At 69.0% G+C, this 17062-nt stretch carries 9 protein-coding genes; 2 read left to right on the forward strand and 7 right to left on the reverse strand.

Annotated features, from left to right (window positions below):
- Positions 1–177 precede the first annotated feature (177 nt).
- Positions 178–5370 carry a choice-of-anchor G family protein gene (locus AC5020_RS16160; protein ID WP_464989024.1) on the reverse strand — a complete coding sequence of 1731 codons (5193 nt, stop codon included), beginning with the start codon at positions 5368–5370 and terminating at the stop codon, positions 178–180.
- A gap of 537 nt (positions 5371–5907) precedes the next feature.
- The gene (locus AC5020_RS16165) at positions 5908–6951 is read right to left on the reverse strand and encodes a LacI family DNA-binding transcriptional regulator (protein ID WP_464989025.1); all 1044 of its coding nucleotides are present in this window, start codon (positions 6949–6951) and stop codon (positions 5908–5910) included.
- A 227-nt stretch (positions 6952–7178) separates the two neighbouring features.
- Between AC5020_RS16165 and AC5020_RS16170 the strand changes: the two genes are divergently transcribed.
- Both AC5020_RS16170 and AC5020_RS16175 read left to right on the forward strand, forming a co-directional pair.
- The gene (locus tag AC5020_RS16170) at positions 7179–8156 is read left to right on the forward strand and encodes an acetylxylan esterase (protein WP_464989026.1); all 978 of its coding nucleotides are present in this window, start codon (positions 7179–7181) and stop codon (positions 8154–8156) included.
- Between the two features lie 177 nt (positions 8157–8333).
- Entirely contained in the window at positions 8334–10451 is a 2118-nt protein-coding gene (locus AC5020_RS16175) for an alpha-glucuronidase (protein ID WP_464989027.1), read from the forward strand.
- A gap of 88 nt (positions 10452–10539) precedes the next feature.
- Here AC5020_RS16175 and AC5020_RS16180 read toward each other — a convergent pair whose 3' ends face one another.
- The 5 genes from AC5020_RS16180 to AC5020_RS16200 form a co-directional block, all read right to left on the reverse strand.
- Positions 10540–11232 (reverse strand): alpha/beta fold hydrolase, encoded by a 693-nt coding sequence (locus tag AC5020_RS16180; RefSeq protein WP_464989028.1) that lies wholly within the window; start codon positions 11230–11232, stop codon positions 10540–10542.
- A 96-nt stretch (positions 11233–11328) separates the two neighbouring features.
- Positions 11329–12090: a hypothetical protein gene (locus AC5020_RS16185; protein ID WP_464989029.1), complete on the reverse strand. Its 762-nt coding sequence runs from the start codon at positions 12088–12090 to the stop codon at positions 11329–11331.
- A gap of 57 nt (positions 12091–12147) precedes the next feature.
- Positions 12148–14172, reverse strand: coding sequence for a beta-galactosidase (locus tag AC5020_RS16190; protein ID WP_464989030.1), 2025 nt, complete (start codon positions 14170–14172; stop codon positions 12148–12150).
- A 136-nt stretch (positions 14173–14308) separates the two neighbouring features.
- A complete protein-coding gene (locus tag AC5020_RS16195) occupies positions 14309–15967 on the reverse strand; it encodes an ABC transporter substrate-binding protein (protein ID WP_377792513.1) in 1659 nt (552 codons plus the stop codon).
- A 100-nt stretch (positions 15968–16067) separates the two neighbouring features.
- Entirely contained in the window at positions 16068–16943 is an 876-nt protein-coding gene (locus AC5020_RS16200) for a carbohydrate ABC transporter permease (RefSeq protein ID WP_494564451.1), read from the reverse strand.
- Positions 16944–17062: the final 119 nt, after the last annotated feature.

Raw genomic sequence — 17062 nt, forward strand, 5'->3', positions numbered from 1 at the left:
CATCACGATGCTGCGCTTGCTCATGCGCCCTCCACCTCTGTCCGTACAGTTCTCAGGTCGGCGACCTGGCCGTCGCCCCGGCGGGTGACAGAAGTCCACGCCCGACATGCGAAGGGTGGCGGCCCGCTGTTGCGGACCGCCACCACTTCTTATCATTCGACTCTCAGGTCGTGCTCGTCACCGCGCCTTGCGGGAGGTGACGAACGCGGCCGCTCCTGCGAGCAGGAGGAAGGAGGCGAGCGCCGCGATCGGCAGCGCTTCGCTGCCCGTCCGCGGAAGGTCGCCGCCGGTCGAACCGTCGGATCCGTCGCCGGAGCCGTCGCCGGAGCCGTTGCCGGAGCCGTTGCCGCCGGTCGACTCGTCCGAACCATTGCCGGAACCGTCACCGGAGCCGTCACCGCCGGTCGAGTCATCGGAGTCGTCACCGGAACCGTTGCCGACGTCCGAGGAGTCGTCGTCACCGGAACCCGAGCCGTCACCGGTGTCCGCCGGAGTGACCGTGAGGTCCGTCGTGGCCGTGTTGCCTTCGCTATCGGTCACGCCGAGCTCGTAGTCTCCGGGCGGGAGGTCGCTGGACACTGCCGTCTCGATGCTGAACGAGCAGTCGTCACCGACCTCGACGGTCACCGCGGCACCCACCGGGTTGCCGTCGGCATCCAGGGCCGCGATGGTCGCAGTGCCGGGGGCGAACCCGGTACCGCTCACGGTCATGGCGCCGCCGGCTTCGACGGTGCTCGGATCGACGGAGACGGCCTGATCGCCGATGCAGGTGCTGGCGGCGTCGGTGACCTCGAGCGTCGTCGAGGCCTCCAGACCGTCGGCATCCACCGCGGTGATCGTGTAGCCCTCAGCGGCAGTCGCGTCCTCGGGGACCGGCAGAACCGTGCCCTCGGGGAACGCACCCTCAGCATCCGTGGTCACCGCGATCGGGTCACCGACCGGGTTGCCCTCGGGATCGGACAGCTGGACGCTGACCTCGGACTCCGGAGCCCAACCACTCGAGGTCAGCACCGTGTCCTCACCGGCAGCCACCGGGGAGGTCGCCTCGATGACCGGAGCACCGACCTCGGTAACCTCCAGCGGGCTGGTCGCCTCGTTCCCCTCGGGGTCCGTGGCGACGACCGTGTAGTCACCGGCAGTGGCGTCCTCCGGGATCGGCAGCGCCGAACCCTCGGGGAAGTCACCGTTCTCATCGGTGGTCACCGTGACCGGATCACCCACGGGGTTGCCCTCGGGATCAACCAGCTGCACGGACACCTCGGTGCCGGGCTCCCAGCCCGAACCGGTCAGATCCGACTCACCACCGGCAGGAGCCGGCGAAGAGGCCTCGACGACGGCGTCGCCGATGCCGGGTGCGGTGACCTCGAGCGTCGTCGAGGCCTCCAGACCGTCGGCATCCACCGCGGTGATCGTGTAGCCCTCAGCGGCAGTCGCGTCCTCGGGGACCGGCAGAACCGTGCCCTCGGGGAACGCACCCTCAGCATCCGTGGTCACCGCGATCGGGTCACCGACCGGGTTGCCCTCGGGATCGGACAGCTGGACGCTGACCTCGGACTCCGGAGCCCAACCACTCGAGGTCAGCACCGTGTCCTCACCGGCAGCTACCGGGGAGGTCGCCTCGATGACCGGAGCACCGACCTCGGTAACCTCCAGCGGGCTGGTCGCCTCGTTCCCCTCGGGGTCTGTGGCGACGACCGTGTAGTCACCGGCAGTGGCGTCCTCCGGGATCGGCAGAACCGAACCCTCGGGGAAGTCACCGTTCTCATCGGTGGTCACCGTGACCGGATCACCCACGGGGTTGCCCTCGGGATCAACCAGCTGCACGGACACCTCGATGCCGGGCTCCCAGCCCGAACCGGTCAGATCCGACTCACCACCGGCAGGAGCCGGCGAAGAGGCCTCCACAGCCGGCGCAACCACGCCGGCCTCAGTCACCTCGAGCGGGCTCGAGGCCTCCAGGCCGTCGGCGTCCGTGGCGGTCACGGTGTAGCCCTCGGCAGGGGTCGCATCCTCGGGGACCGGCAGAACCGTGCCCTCGGGGAACGCACCCTCGGCATCCGTGGTCACGGTGATCGGGTCACCGACCGGGTTGCCCTCGGGATCGGTCAGCTGGACCGACACCTCGGACTCGGGGTTCCAACCGCTTGAGATCAGACCCGACTCATCACCGGCGGCGACAGGCGAGGTCGCCTCGATCACGGGTGCACCCACCTCGGTCACCTCGAGGGTGTCCTCGGCGGTGGCGCCCTCCGGGTCGGTCGCGGTCACCGTGTACTCACCGGCGACGGCGTCCTCGGGGACCGGCAGCACCGTGCCCGCGGGGAACGCACCGTTCTCGTCGGTGGTCACCGTGATCGGGTCACCGACCGGGTTGCCCTCCGGGTCTGCCAGCTGGACCGACACCTCGGTGTCCGGGGTCCAGCCGTTGGAGGTCAGCTCGGAGTCGTCACCGGCAGCAACCGGGGAGGTCGCATCCAAGGCCGGAACGCCGGCCTCAGTGACCTCCAGCGGGCTCGAGGCCTCGTTCCCCTCGGGGTCCGTGGCCACGACGGTGTAGTCGCCGGGAGCAGCATCCTCGGGGACCGGCAGAACCGTGCCCTCGGGGAACGCGCCCTCAGCATCCGTGGTCACCGCGATCGGGTCACCGACCGGGTTGCCCTCGGGATCGGTCAGCTGCACGCTGACCTCAGTCTCCGGGGTCCACCCGGAACCGGTCACCGTGGACTCATCACCGGCAGGAACCGGGGAGGAGGCCTCGATCGCGGGAGCGGTCGCCGCCTCGGTCACCTCAAGGGTGTCCTCAGCGGTGGTGCCCTCCGGGTCGGTCGCGGTCACGGTGTAGTCACCGGGCACCGCATCCTCCGGAACCGGCAGCACCGTCCCCGCAGGGAACTCGCCGTTCTCGTCGGTGGTCACCGTGATCGGGTCACCGACCGGGTTGCCCTCGGGATCGGTCAGCTGGACCGACACCTCGGTGTCCGGGGTCCAGCCGCTCGAGGTCAGCTCGGAATCGTCACCGGCAGCGACCGGGGAGGAGGCATCCACGACCGGCGCGCCGGCCTCGGTGACCTCGAGCGGGCTCGAGGCCTCGTTCCCCTCGGGGTCCGTGGCCACCACGGTGTAGTCGCCGGGAGCAGCATCCTCGGGGACCGGCAGAACCGTGCCCTCGGGGAACGCGCCCTCAGCATCCGTGGTCACCGCGATCGGGTCACCGACCGGGTTGCCCTCAGGATCGGTCAGCTGGACCGACACCTCGGTCTCCGGGGTCCACCCGGAACCGGTCACCGTGGACTCATCACCGGCAGGAACCGGGGAGGAAGCCTCCACGGCCGGCGCGGCGGCGTCAGCCACCTCGACCGGGGCGATGAGCTCGGCACCGTTCTCGTCGGTGCCGATCACATCGTAGTCACCGGGTTCGGTGCCTTCGGGGATGGTCACGCAGGTGTCACCGGGCAGCGCACCCTCGGCGTCCGCGGTGGCAGTCACCGGGTCGCCCACGGGGTTGCCGTCGGCGTCGGTCAGCTGCAGCGTCACGTCGCTCTCCGGAACCCAGCCGGCGGAGGTGATGATCGTGCAGTCCCCCGGCGCGGCCGGGGTCTCGGCCTCGAGGGTCGGAGAGTAGACCGTCAGCGGGGCCTCGCCGGTGTTGCCGTCGGGGTCGGTGCCCACGATCGTGTAGTCGCCGGGCGCGGCGTCCTCGGGCACGGTCACGCAGGTGTCCGCCGGGACATTGCCCTCGTCATCGGTGGTCGCGACGACGGGCTCGCCGACGGGCTGGCCGTCAGCGTCCGTGAGCTGGAAGCTCACCTCGGTGTTCGGCTCCCAGCCGCTGGAGGTGATGGTGCTGCACTCTCCGGCGGGAACGGGCGTGGTCGCCTCGACGACCGGCTCGACCACGGCGGTCTCGCAGGCGTCGATCCGGACACCGGCGTTGCCGATGCCCAGTCGCGCCGCACCGTCGGCCACACCGAGACTGAGCGCCGAGACCTCTAGGGCCGAGAGCGTCTCACTGCCGTCAGGCAGTTCGCAGGTCTGCGTCTCCTGGTGGTTGATCTGCAACGAGAACAGATTGTTCGCGATCAGCTCCAGGAACGGATCGACGGCCGCCCGCACGGGGACCGTGATCATGTCCGTCTTGACCGTCGTGAACGTGTCGTAGATCAGGCCTGACGGGTCGGTCAGCGTGTCGTTGACCGGGCCCATCACGGTCCCCATCGTCGCCATCACCGTATCGATCGTGGCGCAGGTGACAGTGCCGGTGAGCCCTGCGGGCTCACAGAAGTCATTGCTGATCTCACCGGTCAGGTTCATGTCCCAGCCGGCCGTGGTGCCGTCTGGAGCGGTCACCGCGACATTCACGCTGGCCGTGCTCACGGACTCCACAGCGGTATCGACCGCGACATCGATGACCTTCTCGATGACATCGTGGACGCTGCTTGCGATGAAGGGGTACGTGTCGGAGTCGATCAGCTCGGTGTTCGGGTCCTGATTGTTGATCCCGACCGGCCGATCGATGAGGTTGTCGTCGTTCCCGCCGATGCGGGCGAGATCCACCTCGATCGTTCCTTCCCCGAGATCGATCGTGGCGAGGCCGTCGTCCGTGCTGATCGGCGAGAGCAGGATGGCGTCGAGGACGTCCTGCTGGATGTCACTGGTCAGCTCGGTGTCGACCGTCATGCCGGGCAGTGCTTCGCCCAGGCCGAGGGCCTCATTGATCGCGTCGGTGATGTCGGTCTCGAGCTGTCCCGTGGCGTCGGAGACGCCGTCGGCCGCATCGTCGATCGCCGGCGAATGCAGCACGAGGCTCGCGTCGCCCACCCGGTACTGGCCGTAGTCGCCCACGGCATCGGGATCCTGGAACTCGCCATCGATGGCTTCGACCCACGCACCGCCGAGGCCCAGCTCGATATCTGCCTGATCGATCAGCCCGTCGGTGACACCGGACTGACCGGTGGCATCGACGATGGAGAGCAAGTTGATCGAAGCGGTCCCGAAGTCGCTGTCGGTCCCGTCCAGGGTCAGGCCACCGTCGGCGCCGGCGATGCCGGTGATGGCCTCGCCGTTCTGCCCGTCGGTCGCGGTCGACTCGCTCTGGACAGCTCCGATCTCGCCGAAGCTGATGAGCTGATCGAGCGGGATCTCGTAGCCGGTACCGAAGTCGACGACCTCGGTGCCGGCGAGCTCGCCGTTGAACGCTTCGTTATTAGGGCCAGGGTTCGTCGCCGAGCCGGCTTCGGACTGCGCCAGGCCAACGAGATCCTGGTCCGCGAGCGACATTCCGAGGACGCTGGCCTCGGCTTCCGTCGGCTCGTCGGGGTAGGAGTCGAGGCCGAGCGCCGAGGCGGAGCCGGAGGCGAACAGCGCGCCCACGGTTCCGATCGCGAGGCCCTGGAAGAGGCGGTCGCGCCACCGCCGTCGGCGAGGCGGTGGCGCAGAGGTTTGAGATGGGGGTTCGTGCAGAAGGTTGACCATGCGGAGTCTCCAAAACTCTTGGCGGTCGTGGGGGACAGCGCACCCGATCCCTGTGACAGTCGTGACTCAGTGATCTTTGTCGCCATACCCAGCCAACCCCAAGGTTCCGATCGAGTCAACCAACGGCCGTCGCAAAAATGTGGACATGTCCGACAGGTCAGGTCGCGGAGAGGGGGAGCCCGAGAGGCGATGATCGGGGCAACCGTGCAGGTTGGCAGCGCAGCGCGACGACGCGATTCTTACCTGGAGCAACGACCTGACCGGGCGACGAGGTTCCCTTTGTCCGGACATGACGGTGTGCGTCCGTGAGGTCGCTCAGGGCAACGGCGGAGAGGCCGCGCGGGATCCGTGAAGCCGCTGAATGAGCACCCCGGCGCGCCAGGTCGCGAGACCGTCAGCCGGAGGGGCTCGAGGCGCGGAGACCGCGCCGGGCGGTCAGCTCCCGGCGACCGGTGCGGTGGATTCCCGCTCGATCAGCTGCGTCTCCAGCTTGAACGGGTGAGCGAACAGCCCCGGATCCGAGGACAGCGCCAGCAGCCGCTCGACCGCCACCTGCCCCATCGAGAACAACGGCTGGCGCACCGCGGTCAGCTGCGGATGCGTCCAGCTCGCGATCATCGTGTCATCGAAGCTGACCACACTGAGGTCCCCCGGAACCCCGATCCCCAACTGCCGCGCCGCCCGCAGCGCCCCCACGCCCAGCGTGTCCGCCACCGCGAAGATCGCCGTCGGCGGCTCCGGCAACCGCAGCAGGCGATCCGCACCGCGCTGACCATCCTCGTAGTCGAAGCTGCCGTGCTCGATCAGGTCCTCGTCAACCGCGATACCGGCCTGCCCCAGCGCCGTGTGATACCCCTGCACCCGCTGCCGCGCCGGCACAGAATCCTCCGGCCCACCGATCAGCCCGATCCGACGATGCCCCAGGTCCACCAGATGCTGCACAGCCGCCGTACCGCCCTCCCAGTTGGTGGCGGAGATGGCGACGACGCCCTTGGTGCCAGGGCCGATGGTCACCGGGTCGATCGCGATCAGCGGCAGCTCGAGATCCTTGCTCCAGCGGGCGTGCTGCGGGCCGATCGGGGAGGTCACCGCGATGAGTCCCTCGATCCCGCGTGCGGAGAGATCGGCCATCTGCGCGCGAGTGGGGCCTGCGTAGCCGTCGGCCTTGGCGTCGACGCTGATCACGAGCAGGTCCACGCCGGCCCGGCGGGCGGCATGCTCGGCGCCCTCGAGGACCTGCAGGGCGTAGGGGCTGGTCAGGGTGTCGAAGTGGATCATCACCGAACGCCGGCGGTCGCTCTCGCGCCGCTTGGGCTGGTATCCGAGATCGCGGGCCGCGTCAGCGACCTCCTGGCGGGTCGAATCGCGCACGTCGGCGCGCCCGTTCATCACCTTCGACGCCGTCGCGAGGGACACGCCAGCCTTCTCGGCCACATCCTTCAAGGTGACCCGGCCCAGCCGCGCAACGTCCTCTGACATGTCCTGTCCTCATCCTCGCGTCTCGATACGGTCCCACGTCGCCCCCGGCACCCTGGAGGATATCCCGCGCCGGACTGCCTTGACCGGCCACGTCGGGGACTCTAGCCTAAACCCTGAGAGAAAATTCCGACGACTTTTCGGGCACTTTCTGTTGTTCGACGGTCGCACCGATGCGGCCTTCCTGATGACGACGACAGTACCGGTTCACATCGATGTGGAGGCGCCTCGTGGCCCTGTTCGACATGCCCCTCGAGGCCCTGCGGGAGTATCAGCCGGTGCTCGAGGAGCCCGCCGATCTCGACGACTTCTGGCGCGAAACCCTGGACCGGGCCCGCTCCCAGCCGGTGCTGATCGCGGTGGACACGACCGAGAACGGGCTCTCGTTGGTGGAGACCTTCGACGTCAGCTTCGCCGGTCACGACGGCGCCCCGATCCGCGCCTGGTACAACCGGCCCGCCGGCGTCAGCCATGACCTCCCGGTCGTGGTCGAGTACATCGGGTACGGGGGCGGCCGGGGAGAGCCGCTCGAGCGCCTGGCCTGGGCATGCGCCGGCTACGCACACCTGTTGATGGATTCGCGTGGCCAGGGCGCGTCCGGCGCCGGTGGCCACACCCCGGATCCGGTCGGCTCCGGACCGGCCGTCCCCGGCGTGATGACGCGGGGGATCGAGTCCCCGCAGACGTCGTACCTCACGCGCCTGCTGACCGACGCGGCCCGTGCCGTCGACGCCGCCCGCGCCCTGCCCGGGACCGACGGGCGCGTGGCCGTGGCGGGGAACAGCCAGGGAGGCGGGCTCGCCCTCGCCGCCGCGGGTCTGGTTCCCGACGTCGACGTCCTGATCAGCAACGTCCCCTTCCTCACCCACATCCGGCGCGCCGTGGACATCACCGACGCGAGCCCGTACCAGGAGATCGTGCAGTACCTCTCCGTCCACCGCGGCGCAGAGGAACAGGTCTTCCGCACGCTGTCCTATATCGACGCTCTGCATCTGGGCCGACGGGCCACCGCGCCGGCTCTGTTCTCGGTGGGGCTGCGAGATGTGACCTGCCCGCCCTCGACCGTGTTCGCCGCCCATAACCACTACGGCAGCGCCACCGGGACGCCTCCGGAGCGGGAGATGGTCGTCTACCCCTTCAACAACCACGAGGGCGGCGGGCCCGTCCAGCAGCGCCGCCAGCTGGACTGGCTGCGCAAGCGTCTCTGAGAGTTCGCACTGGCGTGCTTCCCTCCGCCGTCGTCGCCTCGGCGCCGCTGCGGGACCTGGTCGCTGCCGCATCTGATGCGCTGCCGGCACCGCTCCCGGCCCCACCCCCGCGCCCCTCGCCCCTCGCCCCTCGCCCCTCGCCCCTCGCCCCTCGCAGCTGATCGTTCGGAGAGCACCGTGAACCACACCGACCAGTCCGACCTTGCAGCGCCCGTCGACCGGTTCGACCACGATCGCCCTGTCGGGGCGGACCTCGCGTGGCTCGGGGCGCACGCAGCGGCGCGCCTGCCGGGCACCGTCGAGTTCCACGCCGACGGTGGCCTGGTCCCCACGCTGGGCGCGGAGGTGGCGCGATTGCGTGCCCTCGCGCCGTCGGGCCGCCCCGCGGCTGTCCTGCATCTGCACGAGGCTGCCGGGGCGCGGGACTCGGGAGTCCTCGACGGGACGGCCGCGCCAGCCGATCGCGGGGCCAGTGATGAAGCCACCGCCGGTACGCAGAACGAGTTCGTGGACGTGCTGGCCGAGCTCGCCGCGGCCGGTCCCGAAGCCTTCGCCCTGCGTTCGGCCCCGGAGCGGATCGACGTGATCGGTGGCGGCGAGCGCGGGCTGCTGTACGGCTTCTACGCGACGCTGCTGGCAGCGCCGAGCGAGCCGACGAGCTCGGCCGGCGCGGGCCAGTGGGAGATCCATGCCCCACGGCACGCGATCCGGATGCTCGATCACTGGGACAACCTCGAGGTCCATCCCGTGATGGGACAGGTCGAGCGCGGCTACGCCGGCGGCTCGTTGTTCTACGAGGATGGCGAGCTGCGGGCGGACCTCGGCCGTGTCGAGCACTATGCGCGGCTGCTCGCCTCCGTCGGCATCAACCGGGTCGCGATCAACAATGTCAACGTCCACGCCCGCGAGGCGACGCTGCTGATCGAGCGGCTCGACTCCGTCGCCCGGTTGGCGAGCATCTTCCGCGCCCAGGGCATCGCGACGTTCCTGTCGGTCTCCTTCGCCTCCCCCATGGTGCTGGGCGGTGTGGAGACAGCCGATCCGCTCGATCCGGCGGTCCAGCGATGGTGGGAGCGCGCGGCCGGTGAGGTGTACGAAGCCATCCCGGATTTCGGCGGCTTCGTGGTCAAGGCCGATTCGGAGGGCCAGCCCGGTCCGTTCGCCTACGGCCGCCACCATGCCGACGGGGCCAACATGCTGGGCCGGGCGCTCGCCCCGCACGGCGGCGAGGTGTTCTGGCGCGCCTTCGTCTACAACCATCGTCAGGACTGGCGGGACCGGTCCACCGATCGGGCACGGGCCGCGCACGACCATTTCGCGCCGCTGGACGGCGCGTTCGACGACAACGTGGTCCTGCAGGTCAAGCACGGTCCAATGGACTTCCAGACCCGCGAGCCCATCTCCCCCGTGCTCGGCGCCATGCCCTGCACGCGTCTGGCCGTCGAATTCCAGGTCACCCAGGAGTACACCGGCCAGCAGAAGCACATCTGCTACCTCGCGCCCTGGTGGCGGGAGAACCTCACCTTCCGCTTCGGTGACAGCAGCGCCCCGACGGTCTCCGACCTGGTCGCGCGCGGTCGCGGCGGCGTAGTCGCGGTCTCCAACGTCGGCGCCGACGAGTTCTGGACCGGCCACCCGCTCGCGCAGGCGAACCTCTTCGCGCTGGGCCGGCAGGCCTGGGGCCCGACGGGGATCCTGGAGGAGTGGATCCGGGCCACCTTCGGGCCCGCCCCGGAGGTCAGCGAGGTCCTCCACGACCTGATGGACGCCTCGTGGCAGCTGTACGAGAGCTACACCGCGCCGCTCGGGGTCGGCTTCATGGTGCGGCCCGGCCACCACTACGGGCCCGACGTCGACGGCTACGAATACACCCCGTGGGGCACGTACCACTTCGCCGACCGCGACGGGATCGGGGTGGATCGCACCGTCGCCACCGGGACCGGATACGCCGGCCTCTACCCCGAGCCCTGGGCCTCGATCTACGAGGATCCATCCACCTGTCCGGACGAGCTGCTGCTGTTCTTCCACCACGTGTCCTACACGCACCGGCTCCGCAGCGGGAAGACGGTCATCCAGCACATCTACGATTCCCGGGCCGACGGGTACGAGCGCGTACTGCGGCTGCGACCGCGCTGGCAGGAGCTGGCCGGGAAGGTTCCGTCGGAGCTGCACGACCGCGTCGACGAGCTGCTGGGCGAGCAGGAGCGTTCCGCGCTGGAGTGGCGGGACCAGCTGCGCACCTACTTCTTCCGCGCCTCCGGGGTCCCCGACGCCAGCGGCCGACCCATCTACTGACCACGGCTCCACGGACTGCGGCGCCGGAGCCTCCGCGGCCGGCCGATCTCTCGCGAGTTCGCCGTGGAGGCCGAGGCGGGTAGTCCGCTCAGCGCGCGAGGTCGTCAGCGGCGTGGGCGAGGAGCCGCGCCAGTTCTGCCGGTGCGCTCAGCATCGGCCAGTGCCCTGAGTCGATGTCGACGAATCTGAGATCCGTAGCCTTCGCCAGTTCGGGGACGTCCCCGGCGCCGATCCACTGCTCGGCCTGTTCGACGCTGAACTCCGGGCAGAACAGCACCACCGGGACGTCGTAGCGGCGCGGGTCGGTGAGCTCGACCCGCGCCTGGGCGACACCGGCGGGCACGGGTATGGCGTTCAGGGCCACATGCTCCTTGGTCGCCTCGTCCAGGTCCGCCGAGTCCGGGCCGGCGAACGGCTCCCATCCCGGGAAGGGCATGGTGCCGTCCTGGATCGGGAAGAAATCGGCGTACGGGGATCCGTCCTGTCCGGGAATGCCTCCGATCATGCCCACCCCGGCCACCTGGTCCGGCCGGGCATCGGCGACCAGCCAGGCCAGTGCCGACGACGCGGAGTGTCCCACGACGAACGGTTCGCCGTCGGCCGCGTCGACCGCCGTTGTCGCCGCAGCGATCTGATCCGCCAGCGTCGCCTCGGCATTGCCGTCTCCCTGCCCGGGCAGCGTGAGCGGGACCGCTCGATGGCCCGTTCCCTCGAGGTTCCGGGCGACGTCGTCCCACACCGTCGCGTCCAGCCAGAGCCCGCCCATCAGAATGATGTCCATGGCATGACGGTAGGGCAGCGACGCACGCTCCGCGGCGGGATCGGAGAACTCGTCCGAACCGATCGCGGCAGTGGCCGCCAGGGCGAGCCGGCCTGTTCAGCCAGCTGGTGCACCGTCCTGGCGCGCGTCTCCACCCGCGGCGGTGTCGTCGTCCGCTGCGCTGTCGCCGTCGGTCGAGGCGCTCTCGGAGGCCACGAACTCCGCGCGCAGACGCGCCAGCACCGGCTTCTCCGAGGTCCACACCGCGAACGTCAGCAGCGAGGCGAGGAACAGGAAGGCGTAGTCACCGACGAACAGACTGATCCCCGCCACCAGCACGCCGAGCGAGATCAGGGAGAGCGTTCGCAGCGGCATCGTCAGCAGGGTGAAGACGGACAGACGCAGCGCGTCGACGAGCCGGAACCTGAAGGTCGAGACGATGGAGAGTCCGCGGGCGGCGATCAGCACCACGATCGCCGCCAGGATCGCGAACGCCAGGTTCAGCGCGCCGGTCCCTGCGCTGTCGCCATAGACGATGTTGATGCTGAGCACCATGAGCACCAGGGCGGCCGGTACCCCGACCTTGAGGCTGTCGAGCGCGTTCTGCCTGTAGCCGCGCAGGAAGATCCGGGCAGGGATGGGGTCGGGGTCCTCGGCACGTTTCCGCCAGGCGTACTGGGCGGCCGAGATCGCCGGCAGCGCGAGCAGGAGCGAGGCGATGTACAGCGGGATGTTGCTGGCTTCGCGCGCCAGCAGCAACCACACCACGATCGTCGGCGACGAGGCGAGCACGATCAGCACATCCACGACCAGGAACCAGTAGATGCCCTCGGTCACGCGGGTGAAGGTGGTGCGGTCATCCCGCGTCGGCTCGGTCACGGGGCGTCTCCTCCTCGGGGCGCTGCGTCCGCAGCACGGGGCGCGGTGGCCATGCGATCAGCACCGGGCGCGGGGACGGAGCACCAGGATATCGGCGGGGGCCAGCTCGATCTCGTCACCCTCGGCGAAATCCCGCCCGCTCAGCAGGTCGGTCGCCTCCAGGTGCGCACGGAGACGGCGGGGCTCGCTCGCGTGGTTCAGCACGTAGTGGACCGCCTCGGGTCCTGTGCCGCGGATCGCCAGCTCGACGCCCTCGACGTCGGCGAAGGGGCCGAGCAGATCGTGGCGCCGCAGGATCCGGCGGATGACGATGTCGATCCCCTGGTCGTCGAGCACGGTGCCGACGTACCAGGCCTCACCCCGGCCCGTGCGGTGGCGCGTGATGGCGGGCATGCCGGCATAGAAATCTGCGCCGAAGGTCGCGACGGTCTCGGCACCGTCGGGCTGGATGAGGTCGAAGACGAGGCTGCCGCCGACTTCCGTCTCGGAGAACCGGACAGGGTTGATGACCCCGACGGGCTGGGCGTCGGTCTCGTCGATGCGGATACCGAACAGACTCGCGAGCGGGCCGGGCACGTCGGCCAGGAACGCGTTGTCGTCCTCGTCGACGCGGCCGGCCAGCACCGTGCTGAGCACGGTGCCGCCGCGGCGGGCGACCTCCTCGAGCCTCTCGGCCGTATCACCTTTGATCATGTGCAGCAGCGGCGCGACCACCACGTCGTATCCCGACAGGTCCGCCGTGACCGGGAGGACGTCCACCTGCGCCCCGGCCTCCCAGAGAGAGCGGTAGTGGGCGAGCATGACGCGGGGGTACTTGACGTGGCGATTGGGGCCGTCGGAGATCTCGACCGCCCACCACGAATCCCAATCGAACAGCAGCGCCACCCGGGCCGGGGTGCGGGCATCCAGAAGCGTGTCGCCGAGAGCCTCGAACTCGTGGCCGAGCTGTGCGACCTCGGTGAAGGTGCGGGTGTCGGTGCTTCCGGAGTGACCGATGACGGCGCCGTGGTACTTCTCGCAGGCTCCGCGGGAGTGGCGCATCTGGAAGAACAGGGCGGCGTCGGCCCCATGGGCGACTGCCTGCCAGGTCCACAGCCGCATGATCCCGGGCCGCTTGACGGCGTTGACGTCGCGGCTGGCGGTTGTCGACGGCGTCTGCTCCATCAGCCAGAACGGCTGTCCACCCTTGAGCCCGCGCATCAGGTCGTGGGCCAGGGCCATCCGTGGCGCCGCGGTGTCGGGATCGGGCGGGTAGTTGTCCCAGGAGGCGAAATCGAGGTGCTCGGCCCACCGGTGATAGTCGACGGGTCGGAACAGGCCCATGAAGTTCGTGGTCACGGGCTTGTCGGAGTGCTCTCGGATCGCGTTCTTCTCGATCAGGTAGGAGCCCAGCAGGTTGTCCGAGGTGAAGCGGAGGTAGTCCAAGGTGATGCCCTGGAACGCCGTGTGGTCCGGTCCCCGCCAGTGCTCCGAGAGGGCGCTGGGAGGGACGATCTGCTCGAAATCCGTGAAGCGGTGCGACCAGAACGTGGTGTTCCACGCGTGGTTCAGCGTCTCGAGGTCGCCGTACTTCCCTCGCAGCCAGCGGCGGAACTCGGCGGCGCACAGCTCGCAGTAGCAGGCACCGCCGTACTCGTTGGCGACGTGCCAGGCGATCACGCAGTCACGATGTCCGTAGCGCTCGGCGACGCGGCGCGCAAGCTCCCCGGACAGCCGTCGGTGTGCCGGCGAGGAGGGACAGAAGTTGTGCCGCTGTCCGTAGAGGTGCCGCCGTCCCTCGAAATCGGTGCGGGTGACCTCTGGATATTCGTGGGCCAGCCATGGCGGCATGCCGCCGGTTCCGGTGGCCAGGCACACCTGGCGCCCTTCCGCCTCGGCCTTGTCGATGATCCGGTCCAGGACCGTGAAGTCGTAGGTCTCCTCGGCGGGCTGGGTCACCGACCAGATGAAGACGCCGACGGTGACGGTGTCGATGGCTGCCAGGTCGAAGGCTCGGTAGTCCTCCTCCCAGATCTGCTCGGGCCACTGCTCGGGGTTGTAGTCGCCGCCGTAGCCGATGCGGGTCAGCGGAGGGAGGGGCATGGAAGGGAGCTCCTGGGGTCGCGGGGACTGCGGGACAGTGCGGACGCAGTGCGGACGGACCGGCGTTGCCGGCCCGAGGGCGGGTCGACGGGACGGGGCCGGCCGCTGCGCGTGGCAGCGGCCGACCCCGATCGCCTCAGCCGTTCGCTTCCTGGTAGCGCTGGTAGGCGCCGTTGACGATGTCGATGTACGAGGTCATGTTCTGGCCCTCGAGCTCCTCGACGTAGGCGTCCCATTCACCCAGGTCGCGCTGGCCGGTGATGAAGGCAAGGGTGTTCTGCTTGGCGTAGTCGGTCAGCGCCGTCTGGTAGAGCGAGGCCTGCTCCTGCTCCGACTCGTTCAGCGGCGCGGGCGGCGGCGGGTCGATCAGCGTCTTGTCCGCCATGCGCTCCTGCCAGGCGACCTCCTCCTCGGGGATGAGGGTGCGCACCAGCTCGTCGGAGGATCCGTGCTCATGCAGGAACACGCCGTTCATGCACCCGAAGTCCACTCGCAGATCCTTGGTGCCGTCCGGGTTCAGGCCCAGCCAGTCGACGTCGTCGGCCAGCACGCGCTCCTCGCCGTTGCGGGTGAAGGTCTCGCCCTCCACGCCCCACTTGCCGAACTCGAGTCCCTCGTCGGAGTAGTAGTTCCAGTCCACCCACTGCATGATCGCGACGAAGGTGTCCTTGTCCAGGATGTTCGAGTTGAACATGACGCCGCTCTGGACGCGACGGCCGCCGAAGACGTCGCCCGCCGGGCCGGAGGGCACGCGGATCTTCTCGAAGCGGTAGTTCCCCTCGCCCACGGTGCTGTCCAGCGCAGTGCGGGAGGTCTCGATCTCCTGGAAGTTCGTGGTCATCGCGTAGGAGGACTCCTGGCCGAGCTTCTGCATCGCCGGGTCGTCCTCCTGGGTGAAGGACTCCGCGTCCATCAGCCCGTCCGAGACCAGGCCGGCGAAGTACTCGACCATCGCGCGGTACCCCTCGGTCGCGCCCGGGAACACGAAGGCGCCGGCCTCCGCATCCCACTGGCTCGCGGACAGCCCCCAGCCGCCGACGGTGCCGAAGGTGGGTGCGGCGAGCTGCAGCAGCGCATCCCCCTTCCAGCGGTCGGAGAACACGTAGTTGCCGCCCTTGGCGTCCTTGATGGCCTCCAGGGTCTCGCGGAACTCGTCCCAGCTGGTGGGTTCGGACAGACCGAGCTCCTCCAGCACGTCCATGCGCAGGCCGACGGTGTAGTCGGGACGGGCGGACTGCAGCAGACCGGGCAACATGTAGAACTTGCCGTCCTCCTGCCGCAGCGAGTCGATCTCCTTCTCCAGTCCCCAGTCGGCGACCTTCTGCTGGAAGTTCGGCAGCAGATCGAGGTAGTCGCTGACGGGAAGGATCGCGCCCGAGGCGACGTACTGCGACTCCTGGCCCGGATAGGTCACGGGGATCACCGAGGGGGCGTCCCCGGCCCCGACCAGCAGGCTGCGCCGCTGCTCGAAGTCGCTCAGGGGCGCGGTCGTCATCGCGAATGTGACGTTGTTGCGCTCCTCGGTGGTGGTCAGCACCAGCCAGTCCTCGTTGAGCGGGTAGGCGGGGTGGTCGCGGTAGAGCATGTCGATCTCGAGCGGCTCGGTGGCGACGAACGTGGTGCCGACGTCGTAGTCGTCCATCGCGCCCACGCGCTTGTCATCGAGGTTGGCCGGCTCACCGCCCCCGGAGCCGGATTCGCCCCAGTCGTCGTCCCCGCCCCCGCAGGCGCTCAATCCGGTCGCGACGAGTCCCACTGCGAGCCCGCCGACGAAACTGCGTCGTTTCATTGCCATGATGCAGACCTTTCTGATGTGGATCCGAAGATCCGCCTGGATGCGGCCACCGTCGGCCGCGGAAGATGCGACCGCCGGTGGCCGCACCCGTAGGAATGGATCAGCCCTTCACAGACCCGAGCATCACGCCGGAGACGAAGTAGCGCTGGAGGAAGGGGTAGAGGCAGACGATGGGGAGCACGGTCAGGACGATGGTGACGGCCTGGATGTTGGAGGCCACCTGGCCCATGCCGTCTGCACCGGCACCACCGCTCACGGATGCGGCGTTGGTGGCCCCGGCGATCAGATTGCGGAGGTAGACGGTGACGGGGTACAGCTCCGCGCGGTCCATGTACAGGAACGCCTGGAACCACTGATTCCAGAACGAGACCGCATAGAACAGGATCATCGTCGCGATGACGGCCTTGCTGAGCGGCAGCACGATCCTGGCGAAGATTCCGTACGTCGTCAGCCCGTCCACGGATCCGGATTCCTCCAGCTCTTCGGACATGTTCTCGAAGAACGCCTTCATCACCAACAGGTTGAACACGCTGATCGCATTGGGTATCACGATCGCCCAGATCGAGTTGGTGAAACCGAGCGATTTGATGAGGATGTAGTTCGGGATCAGGCCGCCGTTGAAGAACATGGTGAACACGGCGACACCGATGAACATCGCACGCATCTTCAGGCGCCGCTTCGACAATGCGTAGGCGAACGTCGTGGTCAGGACCATCGAGATCGTGGTGGCGACCACGGTGTATACCACGGTGTTCTTGTAATTGATCCAGAACATGTCGTCCGCCATGACGACCTTGTACGTGTCCAGGTTGAATCCGCGCGGGACCAGGTTCACCTGGCCCGAGACGATGTAGCCCTCGGCACTGAACGATTGCGCCAGGATATTGACGAAGGGGTACAGCATCACGACCATCACGAGGATCAGCACCACCGTGTTGATCACGGTGAATGCCCGATAGCCCAGGCTTTCCTTGATGACGGTCGGGGGGGGGGGGGGGGGGGGGGGGGGGGGGGGGGGGGGGGGGGGGGGGGGGGGGGGGGTGTGGGGGGGGCACCCCCCCACACACCACACCACATATTTAAATATTTTGTGTT

The sequence above is a fragment of the Brachybacterium sp. SYSU DS0246 genome (assembly GCF_059391765.1).

Coding starts and splice junctions, on each gene's coding strand:
- AC5020_RS16165 (WP_464989025.1), bottom strand. CDS start 6,951: ATGTCAGAGGACGTTGCGCGGCTGGGCCGGGTCACCTTGAAGGATGTG.
- AC5020_RS16195 (WP_377792513.1), bottom strand. CDS start 15,967: ATGGCAATGAAACGACGCAGTTTCGTCGGCGGGCTCGCAGTGGGACTC.
- AC5020_RS16180 (WP_464989028.1), bottom strand. CDS start 11,232: ATGGACATCATTCTGATGGGCGGGCTCTGGCTGGACGCGACGGTGTGG.
- AC5020_RS16190 (WP_464989030.1), bottom strand. CDS start 14,172: ATGCCCCTCCCTCCGCTGACCCGCATCGGCTACGGCGGCGACTACAAC.